The sequence below is a fragment of the Citrobacter sp. NCU1 genome (assembly GCF_010231475.1).
Lineage (GTDB): Bacteria > Pseudomonadota > Gammaproteobacteria > Enterobacterales > Enterobacteriaceae > Citrobacter_D.
This window is the reverse complement of the sequence record NZ_NRDO01000067.1, coordinates 42,932-61,477: the sequence shown is the minus strand read 5'-3', so window position 1 is coordinate 61,477 and position 18,546 is coordinate 42,932. Positions and strand designations below refer to the sequence as shown.

The 18,546-nt window shown below is 53.3% G+C and carries 20 protein-coding genes, 1 tRNA gene and 1 pseudogene; 7 read left to right on the top strand and 15 right to left on the bottom strand.

Features of this window, described 5'->3' with window-relative positions:
- Positions 1 to 212: 212 nt before the first annotated feature.
- Positions 213 to 479: a helix-turn-helix domain-containing protein gene (locus CJP72_RS19025; RefSeq protein ID WP_162382904.1), complete on the bottom strand. Its 267-nt coding sequence runs from the start codon at positions 477 to 479 to the stop codon at positions 213 to 215.
- Between the two features lie 497 nt (positions 480 to 976).
- Between CJP72_RS19025 and CJP72_RS19020 the strand changes: the two genes are divergently transcribed.
- The 3 genes from CJP72_RS19020 to CJP72_RS19015 are packed head-to-tail and all read left to right on the top strand — an operon-like array spanning position 977 to position 3,638.
- Complete coding sequence (locus tag CJP72_RS19020) at positions 977 to 2,203, top strand: trans-sulfuration enzyme family protein (RefSeq protein ID WP_162382888.1); 1,227 nt, start codon at positions 977 to 979, stop codon at positions 2,201 to 2,203.
- Complete coding sequence (locus CJP72_RS25625; RefSeq protein ID WP_238340115.1) at positions 2,200 to 2,670, top strand: hypothetical protein; 471 nt, start codon at positions 2,200 to 2,202, stop codon at positions 2,668 to 2,670. The genes CJP72_RS19020 and CJP72_RS25625 overlap by 4 nt, the downstream gene beginning before the upstream one ends.
- On the top strand, positions 2,634 to 3,638 hold the full coding sequence (locus CJP72_RS19015) for a Na+/H+ antiporter NhaC family protein (protein WP_238340114.1): 1,005 nt from the start codon (positions 2,634 to 2,636) through the stop codon (positions 3,636 to 3,638). The genes CJP72_RS25625 and CJP72_RS19015 overlap by 37 nt, the downstream gene beginning before the upstream one ends.
- Positions 3,639 to 4,061: 423 nt before the next feature.
- Here CJP72_RS19015 and CJP72_RS19010 read toward each other — a convergent pair.
- Positions 4,062 to 4,138, bottom strand: a tRNA-OTHER gene (locus tag CJP72_RS19010).
- Between the two features lie 699 nt (positions 4,139 to 4,837).
- Here CJP72_RS19010 and CJP72_RS19005 point away from each other — a divergent pair.
- The 3 genes from CJP72_RS19005 (at position 4,838) to CJP72_RS18995 (ending at position 6,777) form a co-directional block, all read left to right on the top strand.
- Positions 4,838 to 5,344: a hypothetical protein gene (locus CJP72_RS19005; protein WP_162382887.1), complete on the top strand. Its 507-nt coding sequence runs from the start codon at positions 4,838 to 4,840 to the stop codon at positions 5,342 to 5,344.
- Positions 5,345 to 5,609: 265 nt separating this feature from the next.
- Positions 5,610 to 5,996: a DUF7079 family protein gene (locus CJP72_RS19000; protein ID WP_162382903.1), complete on the top strand. Its 387-nt coding sequence runs from the start codon at positions 5,610 to 5,612 to the stop codon at positions 5,994 to 5,996.
- A 97-nt stretch (positions 5,997 to 6,093) separates the two neighbouring features.
- Positions 6,094 to 6,777, top strand: coding sequence for an RluA family pseudouridine synthase (locus CJP72_RS18995; RefSeq protein ID WP_162382886.1), 684 nt, complete (start codon positions 6,094 to 6,096; stop codon positions 6,775 to 6,777).
- A gap of 36 nt (positions 6,778 to 6,813) precedes the next feature.
- Here the strand turns inward: CJP72_RS18995 and CJP72_RS18990 are convergent, their stop codons facing one another.
- A complete protein-coding gene (locus tag CJP72_RS18990) occupies positions 6,814 to 7,170 on the bottom strand; it encodes a DUF1294 domain-containing protein (protein ID WP_162382885.1) in 357 nt (118 codons plus the stop codon).
- 181 nt (positions 7,171 to 7,351) lie between these two features.
- Here CJP72_RS18990 and CJP72_RS18985 point away from each other — a divergent pair, with 181 nt between their 5' ends.
- The gene (locus CJP72_RS18985; protein ID WP_162382884.1) at positions 7,352 to 7,708 is read left to right on the top strand and encodes a lipoprotein; all 357 of its coding nucleotides are present in this window, start codon (positions 7,352 to 7,354) and stop codon (positions 7,706 to 7,708) included.
- Between the two features lie 247 nt (positions 7,709 to 7,955).
- Here the strand turns inward: CJP72_RS18985 and CJP72_RS18980 are convergent, their stop codons facing one another.
- The 12 genes and pseudogenes from CJP72_RS18980 to iolG all read right to left on the bottom strand — a co-directional run bounded on the left by CJP72_RS18980 (position 7,956) and on the right by iolG (position 18,432).
- Positions 7,956 to 8,129, bottom strand: coding sequence for a GnsA/GnsB family addiction module toxin (locus CJP72_RS18980; RefSeq protein WP_162382883.1), 174 nt, complete (start codon positions 8,127 to 8,129; stop codon positions 7,956 to 7,958).
- Positions 8,119 to 8,187: a hypothetical protein gene (locus tag CJP72_RS26370; protein ID WP_446714979.1), complete on the bottom strand. Its 69-nt coding sequence runs from the start codon at positions 8,185 to 8,187 to the stop codon at positions 8,119 to 8,121. The genes CJP72_RS18980 and CJP72_RS26370 overlap by 11 nt, the downstream gene beginning before the upstream one ends.
- A gap of 180 nt (positions 8,188 to 8,367) precedes the next feature.
- Entirely contained in the window at positions 8,368 to 8,541 is a 174-nt protein-coding gene (gene ymcF / locus CJP72_RS18970) for a cold shock small protein YmcF (protein WP_162382901.1), read from the bottom strand.
- A gap of 10 nt (positions 8,542 to 8,551) precedes the next feature.
- A pseudogene (locus CJP72_RS18965) lies at positions 8,552 to 8,763 on the bottom strand (cold shock domain-containing protein).
- A gap of 274 nt (positions 8,764 to 9,037) precedes the next feature.
- Positions 9,038 to 9,853 carry a 5-deoxy-glucuronate isomerase gene (iolB, locus tag CJP72_RS18960; protein ID WP_162382882.1) on the bottom strand — a complete coding sequence of 272 codons (816 nt, stop codon included), beginning with the start codon at positions 9,851 to 9,853 and terminating at the stop codon, positions 9,038 to 9,040.
- A 9-nt stretch (positions 9,854 to 9,862) separates the two neighbouring features.
- Positions 9,863 to 10,753 carry a myo-inosose-2 dehydratase gene (gene iolE / locus CJP72_RS18955; RefSeq protein ID WP_162382881.1) on the bottom strand — a complete coding sequence of 297 codons (891 nt, stop codon included), beginning with the start codon at positions 10,751 to 10,753 and terminating at the stop codon, positions 9,863 to 9,865.
- Between the two features lie 15 nt (positions 10,754 to 10,768).
- On the bottom strand, positions 10,769 to 12,673 hold the full coding sequence (locus CJP72_RS18950) for a bifunctional 5-dehydro-2-deoxygluconokinase/5-dehydro-2-deoxyphosphogluconate aldolase (RefSeq protein WP_162382880.1): 1,905 nt from the start codon (positions 12,671 to 12,673) through the stop codon (positions 10,769 to 10,771).
- A gap of 12 nt (positions 12,674 to 12,685) precedes the next feature.
- Positions 12,686 to 13,819 (bottom strand): Gfo/Idh/MocA family protein, encoded by a 1,134-nt coding sequence (locus CJP72_RS18945; protein WP_162382879.1) that lies wholly within the window; start codon positions 13,817 to 13,819, stop codon positions 12,686 to 12,688.
- A gap of 10 nt (positions 13,820 to 13,829) precedes the next feature.
- Positions 13,830 to 14,858 carry an ABC transporter permease gene (locus CJP72_RS18940; protein WP_162382878.1) on the bottom strand — a complete coding sequence of 343 codons (1,029 nt, stop codon included), beginning with the start codon at positions 14,856 to 14,858 and terminating at the stop codon, positions 13,830 to 13,832.
- Positions 14,859 to 14,869: 11 nt separating this feature from the next.
- Positions 14,870 to 16,417 carry a sugar ABC transporter ATP-binding protein gene (locus CJP72_RS18935; protein ID WP_162382877.1) on the bottom strand — a complete coding sequence of 516 codons (1,548 nt, stop codon included), beginning with the start codon at positions 16,415 to 16,417 and terminating at the stop codon, positions 14,870 to 14,872.
- Between the two features lie 54 nt (positions 16,418 to 16,471).
- Positions 16,472 to 17,404, bottom strand: a complete 933-nt coding sequence (locus CJP72_RS18930; RefSeq protein ID WP_162382876.1) for a substrate-binding domain-containing protein — start codon at positions 17,402 to 17,404, stop codon at positions 16,472 to 16,474.
- Positions 17,405 to 17,445: 41 nt separating this feature from the next.
- On the bottom strand, positions 17,446 to 18,432 hold the full coding sequence (gene iolG, locus CJP72_RS18925) for an inositol 2-dehydrogenase (RefSeq protein WP_162382875.1): 987 nt from the start codon (positions 18,430 to 18,432) through the stop codon (positions 17,446 to 17,448).
- Positions 18,433 to 18,546 lie beyond the last annotated feature (114 nt).

Here is an 18,546-nt window from a genome sequence, read left to right as displayed (position 1 = left end):
AGAAAGTGACAAACCCATCATGCCACATTGGGTCCGACATTCCATAATTGGTACACGTTTAGGTACTGACCCTGGCCCAAAATCAGTGCAGTGCTAAATCAGCGATCTTCGTCTTTTTGACCCTGAATATATTTCCCGCCTCGCTCCATGTTTGCAGCCAGAAAATCGACTCAGGGTGAACCTGCCAATGCTAATCAGTCACCTACAATCACTTACTCCACTGCGCGATACGTCTTCCTGTGCCGATGGTACTGTAAAATAAACTCAGCCAGCTCATCCTCCACCGCATAAAAATAGGCCTCTGGCACATCGAGCACCGCCGCAATCTTACGCACCAGCCGAAAATCGGGCGCATGTACTTCGTTCTCATATGAACTTATACGAGCACTCGCCGACTCTTCATCCAGTCCAGCACGCACGCCGAGTTCTGCCTGCTTCAGACCAGCATTAATCCTGGCAATTTTTAATCGTTTACCCATCACGGCTTTAACCCAGCCCTGTTCAGAAACCTGAATTATCGCTCTCCCGGTCGGGTCTATCTTCAAGTTTAACCATGCTAATTCAATACATACTTGAATTTATATGAACTCAATAACAGTTTTTAAGAATCAAAACCCGCATCATGATGGGAAAAAGTGAGACCGTAACGCCGGGGCATGATGCCCCGTGTCGTAAGTAACAGAACACATTACCGCAATACCCGACATGGAGAGTTGTTTATGCCTGGTGAACTACATATGCCCGCCCCCCCGGTAGCAGCAGGAGAGCATCCGCTGAAAATCGTCCCTACCGCATGTCTTGTGCATTTCATCCTCACCGTAAAAACCGGGCCGCCACATTCCGCGCGCGCAAGCCAATAACGGTTTAAGCGCTTCACCTTTTTATAACGCCCCAAAAATAAACAGGCTCAACGACGCTTGCGAGCACGCTTTTGCGTCGTCCGGCCTGCCATGCGTCACACATAAGGGAATTAACGATGGAAATCAGCAAAATGTTTCTCAATAACGATGATTTTGTCACTGACGATAATCTGGCCTGTTCCGGGTTGGATGAACCGCATGAACGCTACTTTGGTGCAGTCAGCGCGCCCATTATTCAGACCAGTTTGTTTGTGCAGAAAAACTACCAGGCCTACTGCGATGATATGCAATATGAAGCCGAGCGCTATATTTACTCGCGTGGATTAAATCCAACGGTACAGATGGTGGAGGATAAGCTGGCAAAACTCGAACGCGGCGAGACCTGCCGCTGCTTTGCTTCGGGAATGGGCGCCATCAGCGCGGTGTTGATGGCGAACCTCAACAGCCATGATCACATCATTCTGGTCAACAACGTTTACGGTCCGACTCAGGCGTTAGTCCGGCAGATGGCGGAAAAATTCGCTGTGAAATACGATATTGTGCTGGATGGTACTCTGGAGAGCATTGCCAGCAAAATTACCCCCGACACCCGGATGATTTACACTGAATCGCCCGGCACCATGACGATGAATATCGTCGACCTGACGGCCATTGCCGCGCTTGCCAGGGCGCATAACATCACCACCGTTATCGATAACACCTGGGCCACGCCGCTGTTCCAGAAGCCATTGACGCTTGGCTTTGATATCGTCATTCACTCCTGTACCAAATATCTCGGTGGTCACAGCGATTTAATCGCCGGCGCGGTGATTACGTCTCACCAACGAATGACCGCGATCCGTGACTTCTCCCATCAGTTGCTGGGCGCGGTACTGTCCCCCTTCGCCGCCTGGTTGCTCTTACGTGGGCTGCGCACGCTGCCGGTGCGGATGCCGCGCCATCAGGAAAATACGTTGCAGGTGATTGAGTACCTGAAAACCCGCCAGGAAGTGGAGAATATTCGCCATCCCAGCATGGCGACCCCGGAGCAGCAGGTCATTATCCGGCGGCAGATGTACGGCTTCTCCGGTCTCTTCTCTTTTGAAATCCGCGGCGGGAATTTCGAAACGGTGAAGCGGTTTATCGACGCCTGCCGGGTGTTTAAGGTCGGCTGTAGTTGGGGCGGGTACGAAAGCCTGATTATTTCCCCCAACCGGGGCTACAACACGTCAGCGCTCGTTGCCGATAACATCGCCTCCGGCCTGATTCGCTTGTCCATCGGTCAGGAAAGCCCGGCACTGTTGATTGCCGATCTGGACGCGGCCTTCAGCGCCATCGCGGTTCTGTCTAAAGGAGAGGAATGATGGATACCCGGAAAGAGCCGTCATTCGGTTCCGCGCTCGGCCTGTTGGCAGTGATATTTTTTATCTTTGCCACCGGTATCGGCCTGCTGAATTACCCGGTCGAATTCACGTTAATCTGCATCACTATCGTCACCTGTTTCTACGCCCGTTACTACGGCGGAAGCTGGGCAGACGTCATGAAATCGCTGGTCGGGAAAATCAAGGATGCGGTGCCTGCCATCCTTATCTTGTTGTCCATCGGGATGCTGATCGGTTGCTGGATGGTTTCCGGCACCATTCCACTGATGGTGCATTACGGGCTGGCCGCCATCAATCCGGCGTACCTGTATCTGACCGCGTTTCTGGTCACCGTCTGTATTTCCACGTTTACCGGCACTTCATGGGGAACGGCGGGCACCATCGGTGTGGCGCTAAGGCGGTCGCCTCGGCGATGGACGTGTCTCTGCCGGTTACCGCCGGAGCGGTGATTTCAGGGGCTTACTTCGGCGACAAGCTCTCGCCGCTCTCCGACACCACCAATATGGCCGCCATTGCCGCCGGGGCTGATCTGTACCAGAGTATCCGCAATATGCTCTATACCGCCCTGCCCGCTTTTGTCATTGCCTGCTGCGGGTTTTATGCCCTGGGCAGCCACCTCCACGGCGGCACCGGCGCACAAATGACGGCGATTGCGGTGATGAAATCGGCACTGTCGCAGTTGTTCTGGCTGAATCCGTTGCTGCTCAGCCCGGCGCTGCTGGTTTTTGTTGGCGCTATCAAAAAATGGGACTCGGTGATTGTGCTGGTTGCCTCGGCCCTGTCCAGCATCGTGCTGGCGGTGTTGTTTCAGGACATCACGCTCACCGACATTATCAGCGCAGCCATCAACGGCTTTAAATCGGACATGCTGCCCGGATTACAGGCGGTCATGCTGGATGAGGCTACAGCAAGGAATATAAATGTGTTGCTGAACCGGGGCGGGATGTACTCGATGACTGGCCCGATTGTGGTGATGCTGTGCGCATTTATGTTTGCCTCGGCGCTGGACGTCTCGGGCGCACTGGCCGTCATTCTCAGAAAGCTGGTAAAGAAGCTCAACACCATCACGCGAACGGTTCTGGCAACCATATGCACCAGTTCGCTTCTGGTTGCCTGTACCGGCAACGCGGTGATCAGCTTCTTTATCGTCAAAAGTATGTATGACCCCTGTTACAAGGAGAAAAATCTCCATATGGTCAACATGTCACGCGCCATGGAGTCTGGTGCCACGCTGCTGGAAGGGCTGTTTCCGTGGACAATATCCGGGATGTTTATGGCGAAAACCCTCGGTGTAGCGACGTTGGATTACGCACCGTATGTGCTGTTTAACCTGTCATGCCTGGTGATAGCCATCATCTTTGCCATTATTCCCCGCTGGACGGGCTTTGGCACTCGGTATGTGACTGCTTCGGCTTAAGCCGCTTTGGCTAACAGGATATATCGTCATGCCTTCAACCCTCGCCATAAGTGAGCGCTGAAGGTACAACGATTATTCCCAGAATCCTCCCGGAGATACTGATGAGCGGGTTGAGATATTCTTGCTCAACCCGCTCCTGTTACGAAATACTGAACCAGGACAGATGCAACCAGCACAATTCCCCCTGGCACGGAGACCAATGATGTAATATTCCCGTCAAATTGATGGATAATAATAAATTGCACATCCTTTATAAAAACAAGCTTTGTAAGTTGAACACCTTGTTTTCGTTTATTGTTTTGATTGAACAAGTGACCAAAGTGATTCAAAGCAAACCTGAATGGAATAATCCAAACACATTATTGAACAATGGAAGCTGAAATGCTCAGTGATGAACTGCAGGTTTCGGGTTGCAATAGATGTTGGTCCGCCACCGGGGCCTCGAACCCCGCTCCAGCAACTTATCTGTTACCGGCTCTGACCCACTGAGCTAGTGGCGGTATAACGTTTTTCTGCGGCAAAACTGTGGTCAGGAACGATAAATCAAATGCGCTATACAACTGAACTTAAGGATAAAAAATCCGCAAAAACCGGAATAATGATGCTATCCCACAATTTTCTTACCTGTTACCTAAAAGAGAGGCTATTCAGGCAGGACAGATAATAATCACAATGCAAGTGCATTTATTAGCGATGCGTGCGATCAATCTCTACACCTGTAATTAACAATTACGTTAAGCCACACTAATAAAAATATCAAAATAGATTAACTGGTACACTTTTAATATTAAATCTATTTATCACGACATTAATTTACATATCCAGACCCAACAATACACATAATCACAGTTTTTAATTCTTAATATTTAAAAAGCGGCGATAACGCCCTCACAGCATGGAGTTGGTTTACGACTGTGGGTTTAATAATAAACCGTTCCTTGCGCCCCTCCCACCACCTCAAACTGACCCCACAGACCTCAGGTGTTGTCACAGCCAGCACCGTTATATCCCCGCTGTTTATCGCGGGTCTGATGTGTTGGGTTAGCAACCGCTTCGGTAAGCCACTTAAAAGCAAAATAATGTCCAATACATTGATTAAAATGCCCCCGGTATGCAGGCCTCAATACCCTAAATACTCTCTACTCTACTGCGGAAACAGGTTACGCGAACCGCCAGACAACCAAAAAAAGGCGTCTTAAATGTTAAGAAAAATAGTGCTTATAAGTTTATTTTCATTTACATACTTACCCGTTGCACAGGCATCATGGAAAACGGTTGTCGAGAACGATATATTCTCCTCTGGCAAAAAAGCGGAGCTCATCGGAGAAATATCGAATGAAAATCAGTCGGTTGTATTTGATTGTTCGGAAGGGAAGTTAGCTATCAGTCAGGTTGAAGCAGATAGAAACACGGTTATCACAGGAAAAGGGCGTTATCAGACGCTCATCAAAATTGATGATAACCAGCCAGTCGCCTTGAATACGACATTGATAAGAAGAAGCCCGGAATCTATCGCGCTTACCAGCACTGAGAAAGATAAAATTATGACGCTTCTACGGCAGTTACAGACTCAAACCTCCACAAAAGATTTTTTAATTGGCGATATGGATAGCCAGGGAAATCAGCTCTCATCAGGCTCTGGTTCTGTCTCGTTTGCCAAAAAATCTGTCAATAAATTCATTAAGGCCTGCAAAATCGAACTGTAAGTCGAGCTCTGGTTATTCTCCCTGAGCTATCGATATACGGCTGCGCACTCCTGAGTTATTGCAACAAAAACCCGCCTGCTCACCTGAGGCGGTTTTTTAATTCATGTATATCTTATCTCCCTCGGTTTAAAACAGACATCACATGGCAGTGATACAATAGACTGTCTTGTATCGCAGTATTGGCCGACTCACTGACGTAAATGGTTCACAACGTACGACAGAGAGTCGCATGCAACAGGTCTGGAACATGTTAGGGAAAATATCGATGCGCCTTAGCGAAGCCGAACTGATTAAGCGCGTCCCGGTCTGGTATGCGTTATCTGAACTTTTTACCTGGCGCGAACTCCAGGACTATGACTACCAGTGGATGGCACAGGTGCTGAAGGAGTCCGGGCTAAGTCGGGAAGAGATCTTTACTATTCTCGATGAGGAAGTCGCTCCCGCCTTGCAGACAAATCTCCTGTATAACCCCACTCCTGTTATCGATTGCTGGTCAGAGGAAGATGTCAAAACACTCGTCTCGCATTATGTCAGCAGAAAACCGACCCTGATTGAGAGGGTTATCCCTTCGCGTTTTTTATGTAAACAGCGGCGAAAATACATTCAGGATGAAATTCTAAAACTCACTGCTGAGCTGGATAAACGCACATAATAAAACCGATATTCCGTCGCCCCCCTCTAAACTGAAGATTCGCCTGTCGGCTGAAAATTCGTTACTATCCGCCCTCACTCACCATCCGGGCAGCCTGATGTCTACGATCTCCGATACCTTTATTGCCCCGCAGTGCCATGACAAGATAGAAATACTCTATCAGGACGAGCACCTGCTCCTTATCAATAAACCCTCAGGGTTGCTCAGTCTCTCGGGGAAAAATCCACAAAATATCGATTCGGTACATCATCGGCTGGTACAGATATTCCCCGGTTGCACCCTCGTCCACCGCCTTGATTTCGGGACGTCCGGACTGATGGTGATTGCCCGTAATAAGGCTACCAATGCCGCACTCTGCCAGCAGTTTAGTCAGCGCACAGTGACCAAAGAGTACAGCGCACTGCTATGCGGACATCTGAGCGACAATGAAGGCGTCATCGACGCGGCGATTGCCAAAGACCCGGCGCTGTTCCCGCTGATGTCGATTTGCGCACTCCACGGCAAGCCCGCGCGCTCCCGCTATCGGGTCATTGAACGCTTTTATCACAAACAACTGCCAGTGACGCGGGTACAGCTAACCCCGGAGACCGGGCGTACTCATCAACTCCGCATCCACTGCCAGCAATTGGGCCACCCCATTTTGGGCTGCGACCTGTATGGCGGGCGCCTGCTGCCAGGCACCGAGCGGACACCACGGCTGATGTTGCACGCCAGTGAGTTGCATTTTGTTCATCCCATTAGCCTGGAGAAGATCACCGCTCGTCATGCCAGCCCGTTCTGACCGCGTCTATTTCTGAGCATGAAATGGATACCACTCTCACAGAGTTGTTATTTGTTCAAGCCATTCACTTTGATACAGCAGACCTACCAGCACGACCACATTCACAATCACACTCAGCGCAAACCAGGTTTTGAACGGCTGTTTCTGGGTTTTATGGCGGAACAACTGCTGTGCGATAACCCCACCAGGCCATCCACCGACAAGGCCAAAGAGCAGCAGCGTCTTTTCTGGCACGCGCTGCCAGCCGCTACGTGCAGCATATTTATCAGCGCCATAGAGCAAAACAGTTAATGTATTGGCCAGCAACAACCACACCCAGAACGAATGAAATATGTAATAGCTGGCGATCAACGAGAGTACCAGTAAGCTATAGCAAAGTTGATTAATTCTCATATTGTCGGTCTTTCTTATCCATAAATCCGCTACAAAGCATAATCCAGCAATGCACCTCATTTCACCCGTTAATCTCCACGCATCAGAATACGCCTAATCACTCTGGCAACAGAAATCAACCGGTTGATGAGGGTTATCCCCATGATAAAATGCCGCCGGATACAACCAATGGAAGCAAAACATGAAAAAAATCATTGCGGTAGCGCTGGGCGCGCTTTTATTGTCAGGCTGTACTGTGCGCGTTGCGGATCTCACTGTCGCAAGTACCAAGAATTACAACCTGAACGGTGGGCATTTCTACAAAGGAAATCGGGTAATAGCGGAAGATAGCTACCCGGTAATCATATTCCCTACGGGGATCCCAAACGTTAAAACAGCAGCAGATCGCGCTATTGAGAAAGACAAGTGCGCTGTTGGTTTGACCGATGTGGTGGTCACTCAATTAAATCACGCCTTTCTGTTCGGCAAAATCGGCTTACGCGTCGAGGGTAATCTGATTATTGACCGCAGTTTACCTGGTTGCGAAAACGCCAGCTAATAGATTAACCCAGCCTGCGGGCTGGGAAGACTTGAGGCAACACGCCGGGCAAGTAACGGTCGTTGCAGTAGCGCCACCAATGAATTTCATTGCACAAGCGAAAAATGAGACGATGATTAACCTTTCAATGATTGAGCTTTATCGTATCACGAGGTGGTTAAATCGCTTGCAACGCAAAACAAAAAAAACATCACTTCAGAGAAAAGTGATGTTTTATATAAATAACGTTTCGGAATACAATACAGGATTAAATTAGTTTAATCTTAACGTCATAGCTTTCAAGACCGGTCATCTTCTCACGAGCGGTAAACTGAATATCAGAGACTTCTTTTCCGGTCTTCTTTTTCAGCTCCACTATTTTTTTGGTGATAAATTCCGATATATCCGCTTCTGTTTTTCTTTTTACGTCTTCAATGTTCACTGTTGACCTCTTCTGGTTTGTAAAGGCAGCAACGCGCCAGCAAGGTTAATGATTTCAGTTTGCCTGTAAGGCACAGATATTTATAAGCTATCTTACTTAAACATTCAATAATCCCGAAAACTGAATGCGCTCATTTTTTAGGCAAAAAAGTTTAGGGATCGGCGACAGGCATCTGTCATCATACTGAAATCAAATATGGCTCCGCAGTGGGAACCAATACGCATTATTTTCTGAAATCTCATGGAGCCTGACCGGAACGAATGTACAACGCGACATGATCGAATGTCATCATTGTCGACTTGCAAAAAATACATTTGGCGCCGAAGGGATTGCGTTCAGTGACATCGAAAGTCGATGTTCTGTATTGTGAACCATGACAACATGGACACCAGAAGTGAATATGGCTAGAAATATCAGTTACCTCAGAGCGCCACGACATTGACTGCCGCAGGACCTTTAGGGCCCTGTTCTACCGAAAATTCAACGTCCTGATTTTCATTAAGCGTTCGGAAATCGTCACGTTGAATTGCAGAAAAATGGACGAATACATCTTTGCTGCCATCTTTAAGGGGATAAAACCTGTTTTTGGGTCAGAGTTAAATCATTTTACTAAGCCCGACACTTTACCGAATATAAATTATTTCTTTATACGTTAGCATCCTGGGAAAATAGCCCCAAAAAACGCATCATAGAAGGAAAAGGAATTTCAAGAGGGAAATGATGATGAGAAAGACGACCATGACGATGTCAGATAATATTGTATCAAACCACACAGCGATTAGTTCAGGATTAACCAAATAGAGTCTGTTTTTGTTTTATCAAAAATCACCGCCTGTTGTTTCGCGTCAATTCAAAGATCATCCCCAAAACGGGCGGCAGTACCCCTAACCACTGCCGCCACAACCCTCTTAATCAGCGGGGTACGTTTTGTTAATCCACGCGTGGTCATCCTCCCACGTGAAGCACCATTTGCGCACCGGCCCGGCCATCACGTTCAGGTAATAGCTGTCGTACCCCGCCATGGTGGCTACCGGATGATAGCCTTTTGGCACCATCACCACATCGCGGTTGTAGACTGCCATACATTCATCGAGTGACCGATCGTCGGTATAAACCCGCTGCATGCAAAATCCCTGTTCCGGATTGAGGCGGTGGTAATACGTCTCCTCCAGGTACGTTTCCTGCGGCGGATTATCAGTATCGTGCTTATGGCTCGGGTATGAGCTGGTACACCCTTCGTTGGTCCACACCTCTACCACCAACAGACTGTCGGCAGACTTATCTTCCGGCAGAATATTGTGAACGTAACGCTGGTTATTCCCTTTGCCGCGCGCCTCTGCATCAATATCCTGTGGAGCAATCAGTCGCGTCGGCCAGTTGCCCTGACCCGGTGCGGCGCAGACTGCCAGTTCCAGTTTCGTCAGCGCGTGTACGCACACGGTCTCCCCTGGCGTCACATACACCGCCCAGGGCTTGATGCGCTCAAAGGGACTCATCCGCTCGCCAATATCGGAAAACTCCGCGGTCGGCGTACTGATGCTGGCGCGTCCAGCCACCAGTACCAGACAGCGCTCCTCTGCAACGGCAGGCAGATTCAGTTGCTGCCCTGCCTCCAGTTCAAAGGCCTCGAAACCGACGTATCCCCAGCCCGCCCGCGCAGGGGTCACTGACTGCGTTCGCCCCTGCGCGTCCGGTGTTTGCCAGCGCGATAGTAAACGTGACATCTCGCCTCCTCAGAGCAGCCCGGCATCCCGCGCCAGACGACTCAGATTGTTATATCCCAGCCGTGCGTAAGTCAGCGGATGCGCAACCGCCGGATCCTGTTCTGCCTCTACCACCAGCCATCCCTGGTAGTTGTGTTGTTTTAGCAGTTGCATAATCGGCGCATAGTCGACACTGCCGTCGCCCGGCACCGTAAAGACGCCGCTCAGCACCGCATCCAGGAAGCTGGTTTTGCGGTTTTTCACATCCGCCAGTACGTCGGCGCGCACGTCTTTGCAGTGGACATGGTTGATACGCGCCGCCCAGCGCTGCGCGACCGCCAGCGGGTTTTCGCCCGCAAATGTCAGGTGCCCCGTATCCAGTAACAGGCCGACTTCATTGCCAGTGTGAGTCATCAGATTGTCCACATCTTCCGCCGACTCAATCACCGTCCCCATATGGTGATGATAGGCAATCTGCACCCCCTGCTGTTGGGTATAACGGGCGAACTCGGTCAGCTTCTCGCCATACTCCGCCCAACGCTCCTGTGGGAAGCGCGGACGCAGATGCACCGGCGTCTGCTGTTCGCCATGAATACAGCCACTCACCTCGGCGAAAACCATCACGTTTGCGCCCAGTTCGCGCAGTAACGTCAGGTGCGGCTGAACGGCGGCGATCTCCTCTTCAACGCTCCGCTCCAGCAGGCGACCGGAATACCAGCCTGACACCAGTTTCACATCGTGTTGGTTGAGAATCGGCCCCAACACCCCCGCTTCACGCGGGAATTTGTTGCCCAGTTCAAAACCTTCGAACCCCGCCTCTTTCCCTTCGCTCAGGCACGTCTCGAGCGGCGTTTCCGCCCCCAGTGAAGGTAAATCATCATTGGTCCATGTCAGTGGGTTAATACCTAATTGCACAGCCATCGTATTCTCCTTAGGTTATGCCTGCCCGCGCTCACGCCACCAGGCGATCAGCTGCAGGTAGTTATCCCGAATGCGCGCCACCAGTTGCGCATCATCAATGTCATGTTTCAGCCACGCGCGGGAGGCTTCGCCAAACAGCGTCCGCCCGACGGCGAACCCTTTTACCAGCGGTTGTCCAACGGCGGCCTTGAAGTCCGCCCGCAGTTGTTCTGCAGGGGCGTCCAGCCCGAGGATCACCACGCCGCGACAGTGCGGATCGCGTCGTTCAATAATGTCGCCGAGCGCTGTCCAGCCTTCACTGGAGAGCGGTGGCAGCTTCCACCAGTCGGGATAAATGCCGAGATTGTAGAAGCGGGAAATGGCGCGCAGATACAAATCGTCACTGCGCGGCATCCCCACAGGCAGGATCACTTCCAGTAGCAATTCATGCCCGGACTGACAGCAGGCGTGATACACCTCAGCAATTTTCTGTTCCTGCTCCAGACGCAGCCCGTGCGCATCTTCCGGATGGAAAAAGACCAGGCACTTCACCACATGTTCCTGCGGCCAACTGATGAGCTGAGTGCCAATGTTGCCGTGTTCCATCTCCAGCGGTCTCGACCCCGGTAATTCAATGGGGCGGCCAATCCACCAGCCTTCGCCGGTAATCGCGTTCAGTGCGTCCTGACCAAACGTGCCGTCACACAGCAGCCCCGCTTTTCCTTCCAGCCCCGCGCTGTTCGCCGCCTCTCGGCTGGCTTGCAGAATCAGGGTCTTCAGGGTTGGAATACGCTTCAGGGAAGCGCCGCACTGCATCGCCATCTCTTCGAGCTGGCTACGGTGATCGAAGGCCATCACACACAGTTCCGGCCACTCACGGCGGCGGGTGGTGACGCGATGTAGATGGTTAAGGCGCGGATCAAGGTCTGGACGCGGCACTTGTTCCGCGCGTGAAAGATAATCATCCAGTTCGATTTTGCTCGGCATTGCCGGCGCACAGCCGTGGCGAGAGACCACCAGCGCACCGCAGGCGTTAGCGTAACGGCAAGCCTGCTCCCACCCCTCGTCATTGAGATACCCACGCAGCAACCCGGACATAAACGCATCGCCCGCGCCCAGTACGTTCAGCACCTCCACACGCACGCCGGTCACCGTCAGGCCGTCGTCCAGCGAAGGCGGAATGGCATCGGTATAAACCGAACAGCCCAGCGCCCCGCGCTTACAGACCAGCGTTGCCGCGCTCACCTTGCGCACCTGCGCTAATGCCTGCAACGTGTCGATGCTGCCGCCCGCAATATGGAACTCCTCTTCAGTACCGACAATCACGTCGAACAAATGGAGCACCGCCTGCAGTTCGCGGGTCACCTGTTCTGCGGCAATAAAGCGCGTTTCGCCGTCGCCCAGGGCGGTCAGCCCCCACAGGACCGGGCGATAGTCGATATCCAGCACCGTACGCACCCCGTGGCAGCGCGCGTAGGTCAGTGCCGTCAGTACCGCTTCACGGGTATGCGGATGAGAAAGATGCGTCCCGGTGATGGCAAGACAGCGGGATGAAGCAATGTACTGCTCATCAACATCGCTGGCGGTAATCGCCATGTCCGCGCAATTATCGCGATAAAAAATAAGAGGAAAAGTGTCCCGGTCTTTAATGCCGAGTAACACCAGTGCGGTCAGACGTTCTTTATCGGTGATCATATGGCGGGTATCGCAGCCGACCCCGTTGAGTTCTTCGCGCAGGAAGCGCCCCATGTGCTCGTCGCCCACCCGCGCCAGCATCGAAGAGCGCAGCCCCTGGCGTGCAGTGCCATAAGCCACGTTCCCGGAGGAACCGCCGAGGTATTTGGCAAAACTTGACACATCCTCAAGTCGGGCACCGATTTGCTGACTGTAGAGATCAACCGCAACCCGGCCCATGCATATCACATCAAACTGCTTTTCCACGTTGATACCTCGTCAGACAATATCGTTCACATTCAGCCAGCGGCCTTCCTGATGCGAAAGCGCAATGGCATCCAACACGCGCGACACTTTCCAGCCCTCTTCAAAGTCCGGCCACATCGGCACATCGGCGGCGATCCCGTCGACCAGATCGCGAACTTCCACCGTTTTTTGATCGTTAAAGCCGATGCCATGACCCGCCCCCATACAAAACGCGGCGTAGTCCGGATGCGAAGGCCCCACCAGCAGCGTACGGAATCCCTGGCGATTGACCGGATCGTCGTGCAGATACAGTTTCAGCTCCGCCATTCGCTCCTGGGTAAAACTGATCGCCCCTTTGGTGCCGGTGATGACATACGACAGCCCCATCTTGCGCCCACAGGCGACGCGGGAGGTTTCAATCACGCCCTGCGCGCCGCTGGCAAAACGCACCATCGCATGCGCCTGATCTTCGTTTTCCACCGCGACCATTTGCGATGAACCGGTCTGCGCCGGGCGCTCCGGCACCACGATCTTCAGGTCGCCGCACACCTCGCGGATATCCCCCACCATGTAGTGCGCCATATTGACGATATGCGCCGCCAGATCGCCAAGCGCCCCCAGCCCCGCCGTTTCCTTAAAGCAGTGCCAGTGAATGGGCGCCAGCGGGTCCGCCATGTAGTCTTCGTTGTGGGTACCGTAAAAATGGATAACCTCGCCGATTTCTCCGCGCGCGATGATCTCCTTTGCCAGCGCCGCCGTCGGGTTCTTCATATAGTTGAACCCCACCAGCGTTTTCACACCGGCCCGTTTTGCGGCCTCCACCATGTCGTGGGCGTCGCGGGCGTTCAGCGCCAGCGGTTTTTCCGAATAGACGTGCTTGCCGTGGCGGATGGCTTCCAGCGCCATCTCTTTATGCAAATGGTTGGGTGAGCAGATATCCACAACATCAATGTCTGGATCGGCCACCAGCGCACGCCAGTCCCCGGTTGAGCGCCGGAAACCAAACGCCTGCGCCCGCTCTGCCGCCAGTTCCGGCGTCACTTCCGCCACCATTTCGCGCACCAGTTGGCCACGCAGGTTGAACACGGTCGACGCCTGGGCATAGGCAATGGCATGCGCTTTGCCGATATACCCTGTACCAATTAATCCAATCCGTACTTGTTTCATTGTTAATCCCTCACAGTGCGCCGCGACGACTCTTGGCATAAGTGTCAAAGGCAACCGCCAGCACGATAATCAGCCCGGTAATAATTTGTTGGTAGTACGCGGAGACGTTCATCAGCACCAGACCATTAATCAGAATCCCCATAATGATCGAACCGATAATCGTGCCGCCGATACGTCCGTAACCGCCCATCAGCGAGGTGCCGCCGATCACCACCGACGCGATGACGCGCAGCTCAAAAGTGATCCCCGCCACGGCTTCCGCACTGCCTAAACGGGCGCTGAGCACAAAGCCCGCCAGTCCCGCCAGGCAGCCAATCAGCACGTACACGCTGACCAGTACCCGCTTAACGTTTACCCCAGCCAGGCGCGCCGCTTCCGGATTGCCGCCGATGGCGTAGACGAAGCGTCCCCAGCGTGTTTTATGCAGCGCCAGGTAACCGCCAACCGCCACCAGCGCAAATATCCAGATCGGTATTGAGATGCCCAGCAGTTCGCCACGGCCCCACCAGCGATAGCCTGCGTCAAACCCGGCGATGGGCGCACCGTCGTTAATCACCAGCGTCAGACCACGCCAGATAGTCATCCCGCCGAGCGTGACGATAAACGGCGGCAGGCGCAGACGGGTGACGCCGAGACCATGCAGAAAGCCAATCACGGTGCCCATCGCCAGACAGATGCCGAGGCCGATCAGCCAGCTCATGCCGCCCCAGGCATTGGGGTCGACCGTCGTGAAGTTGTCGCCTTTAATCACCCAGGCGGCCGTCATGGCGCAGACCGCCAGAATCGACCCCACGGAGAGATCGATTCCAGCCGTCAGGATCACGAACGTCATACCGACGGCCATAATTCCGTAGATGGAGACTTCAGTCAGGATGTTGAAAATATTGCGTTCGGAGAGAAAGTTACTGTTTTGCGTCTGGAAGAATATCAGCAGCAAAAACATGAAAATCAGCACCCCGAAACGCTCGAAAAACGCGATCGCATCGATGCGCCCGGCACTTTTGGTTGGGGTTTGCGGTTTGGTAATCATCTGCGTCATGAGAAACTCCGTTATGCCGCGTTCAGGGCGTTGTGGTTGATGGCCATCATCATCATGAGCCGCTCTTCGGTCGCGTCGTCGCCGTGGATTTCACCGGTTACCCGGCCTTCGCTCAGGGTGATGATCCGGTCAGAAACCGCCATTACCTCGGGCAGATCGGAAGAGATCACAATCACCGCCACACCTTGTTTAGCCATATCAAACAGCACCTGATGGACTTCTGATTTGGTGCCGACATCGATACCGCGCGTCGGTTCATCAACGATCAACACGCGGGGATTGAGCGCCATGCAGCGCGCCAGGATCACTTTTTGCTGATTGCCGCCGGAAAGCTTGCGGACCTCTTGCTCGCTGTTCACCATCTTGATCTGTAATGCCAGACGGTAGGATTCGATCAACGCATCCTCTTTGCGGGTGTTGACGAAAAAGCGCCAGCTCAGCAGCGAAGAGAGACTGGAAAGCGACAGGTTGTCGCGGATAGACAGCCCGAGAACCGCGCCCTCTTTTTTGCGATCTTCCGGCACCAGCGCAATGCCCTTGTCCAGGGCGTACATCGGATCACGGGGCTGGTACACTTCACCGTCCAGCTCGAACGACCCCGAGGTGAATGCGTCTGCGCCAAACAGACAACGCGCCACTTCGGTGCGCCCGGCGCCAACCAGCCCGGCAATCCCTAACACTTCACCAGAATGCACGTGAAAACTGATGTCATGCAGCGCAATACCATGCGGGTCCAGCGGCGGCTTTTCACGGCACAATCCCTTTATAGCCAGCCGAATCGGTTTGTCCTGATGATGGGTTTCACTGGCCGGGCGTCGATTAAACGCCACATCACGCCCCACCATCAGGCGGATCAGTTGCTCAACGTTGGTTTCCGCTACCGCGCCTGTACCGGTAAAACGACCATCCTGGAATACCGTGAAGCGATCGCAGAGCTGAAACACTTCGTGCAGACGATGAGTCACATAAATAATGCTCACTCCCCGTCCTTTGAGTTCCCGCACCACGCGGTGCAGGCTTTCCACTTCGCTGTCGCTTAACGCCGCAGAGGGTTCGTCCATAATGATAAGCTTTGCATTCAGCGTCAGCGCGCGGGCGATCTCCACCATCTGTTGTTGCGCCACGCTCAGGCGAGCGACCGCTGTCGTGGGGGCGATATTGAGCTGCAGGTAGTCCAGAATGACCTGCGCTTCCTGGTTCACCGCTTTCTCATTGACGATCAAATTGTGTTTGCGCGGTTCGCGCCCGAGGAACATATTTTCGGCAACGGTCATGTTGGGCAGCAGGTTAAACTCCTGATAAATCGTGATAATGCCCTTGTTTTGCCGCTCTACCGGGGAGTCCTCCACCGGCAGTGTTTCACCGTTAAACCAGATCTCACCACTCGTCTGTGGTTGTGCCCCTGCCAGGGCTTTGAGCAGCGTGGATTTTCCCGCGCCGTTCTCACCGAGCAGCGCATGGATTTCACCCCGCCCCACCGTGAGTTGCGCGTTACTCAACGCCCAGACGCCAGAAAAACTCTTCGTCAGCTCGGTAACATTCAGTAAAGGTTGCGACATCAGTCTGCTCCTTCTTTATTGCGGGCCGACGCATCAGCGACGGCCCGGAGTAAATCAGTTACCACCGGCTTCGCCGATACGCTCAGCCTGTTGCAGGTTCTCTTTGGTGATCAACGTCGGCGGATAATCCGCGCCGGTGATGGCTTTTTTCTCACGCACGCTCGCCACCAGCTGACTCATCGCCGTCTGTACCGCAAATCCAGGACGCTGATCCGCCGTCACCGCCATCCAGCCGTCACGTACCCTTTCCAGCGCTTCCGGCACCGCGTCAAAGCCGGTGACCAGAATCTCGCCAGGTTTCACACCCTGCGACTGCAATGCTTCAATCGCCCCCAGCGCCATGTCGTCGTTGGCCGAGAGGATCACTTGCGGACGCTTCGGCAGCGAAGGCAGCACGCTTTCGACAATGCGCATCCCTTCAGAACGCATCCAGTTACCCGTCTGGTCAGCCACGATGCGGTACTTCTCACCGCCCGCCTTCAGACTGTCGCGAATGCCTTTCGTACGTTCGATATTGGAGGAGGAGCCTGGCTGGCCCGTTAGCAGAATGATGTCCGCCCCATTGGGGAATTTGCTCTTCACAAAATCACCCAACGCCTCGCCGCCTTTGTAGTTGTTGGCACCAAAGTGAGGGACTTTTTTCTGGCTATCTACCGAGCGATCAAGGGTGACGATCGGCAGTTTTGCGTCCTGAATTTCATCCACGGCGCTGGAAACGGCGTTGACGTCATTCGGGGAGACGATGAACCCTTGCGCACCACGGGTAATGGCGTTTTCGAGGTCAGCGACCTGTTTCGGCGAACTTCCCTGGCCGTCCAGCACCTGTAGATTGACGCCCATCTCTTTCGCCGCTTTTACCGCGGTACGCTGCATGTGAACTTCAAACGGCATCGCCAGGTTTGGGGTACTAAAGACAATCTGTTCGTTTTCGGCCATCGCCGCCCCGGATGCTACTGCGATGAGGGCGGCTAGAATCAGCTTTTTCATTGTTATGTCTCTCTGTGTAGGGTGTGTTGTTATCAGGTAAATCAGAGGAAGACTTCACGTTGGCTGTGCAACGATTCCAGCGCTTTATCGGCCAGGTACAGTGCGCGTTCGCCGTCATCGCCACTGCACTCCGGCACCGCTTCGCCACGCAGAACGGCAACAAAATGTTCCCACTCGGCGGCATACGCGGCGGTGTAACGCTGCAGAAAGAAATGCTCCGGCAGCGCACTGACGCAACCGTTCGGTCCAAAATGCTGCACCTGGTTTTCAAGGATGTTGCCAGCGGTCAGCAACCCTTCGGAACCGTGCAGTTCCAGACGCTGGTCGTAGCCGTAGGATGAGCGACGGCTGTTGACGATGGTAGCCATCGCGCCGGAGGCATACTTGAGGACGATGAACGCGGTGTCGATATCGCCCGCCTCGCCAATGGCCGGATCGACCAGATTACTGCCCTGGGCGTAGACCGAAACCGGCTCTTCGCCCATCACGAAGCGCGCCATATCAAAATCATGAATGGTCATATCGCGGAACATCCCACCGGAAACACGGACGTATTCCGCCGGTGGTGGCGAAGGGTCGCGGGAGATGATCAGCAGGGATTCCGGCTTGCCGATGCGCCCATCCTGCGCGTCGGTTTTCACCCGGCGAAACTGCGGGTCGAAGCGGCGGTTGAAACCGATGAACAACGGTACGTTGTACTCTCTCACCACTTTCAGACAGTCGCGCACACGGGCAAGGTCAAGGTGTACGGGTTTTTCACAGAAGATGGCTTTGTCGTGACGCGCGGCCAATTCGATTAGATCGGCGTGAGTGTCGGTGGCAGAAGCGATCAGGACAGCGTGGACATTGGGATCGGCCATCGCCTCGTCGATGCTTTGCACCCGTGCCTGGTATTGTGTGGCCAGGCGAGAAGCAAAGGCGTCATTCGGATCAACGACTGACCAGAGGGTGGTCTCTTTGTGGGTTGCGATGTTAGCGGCATGTACCTGGCCGATTCGGCCAGCTCCCAGTAAAGCAATGTTAAACATAACGGCTCCCGGTGTTGGTGAATGCTGTGAACTAACGACCTCATGAATAAAACATTTATTTCATTTTCAAGAATAGTGAAAATTATGTTTTTTGCGCACAAGTTAACACTTTGC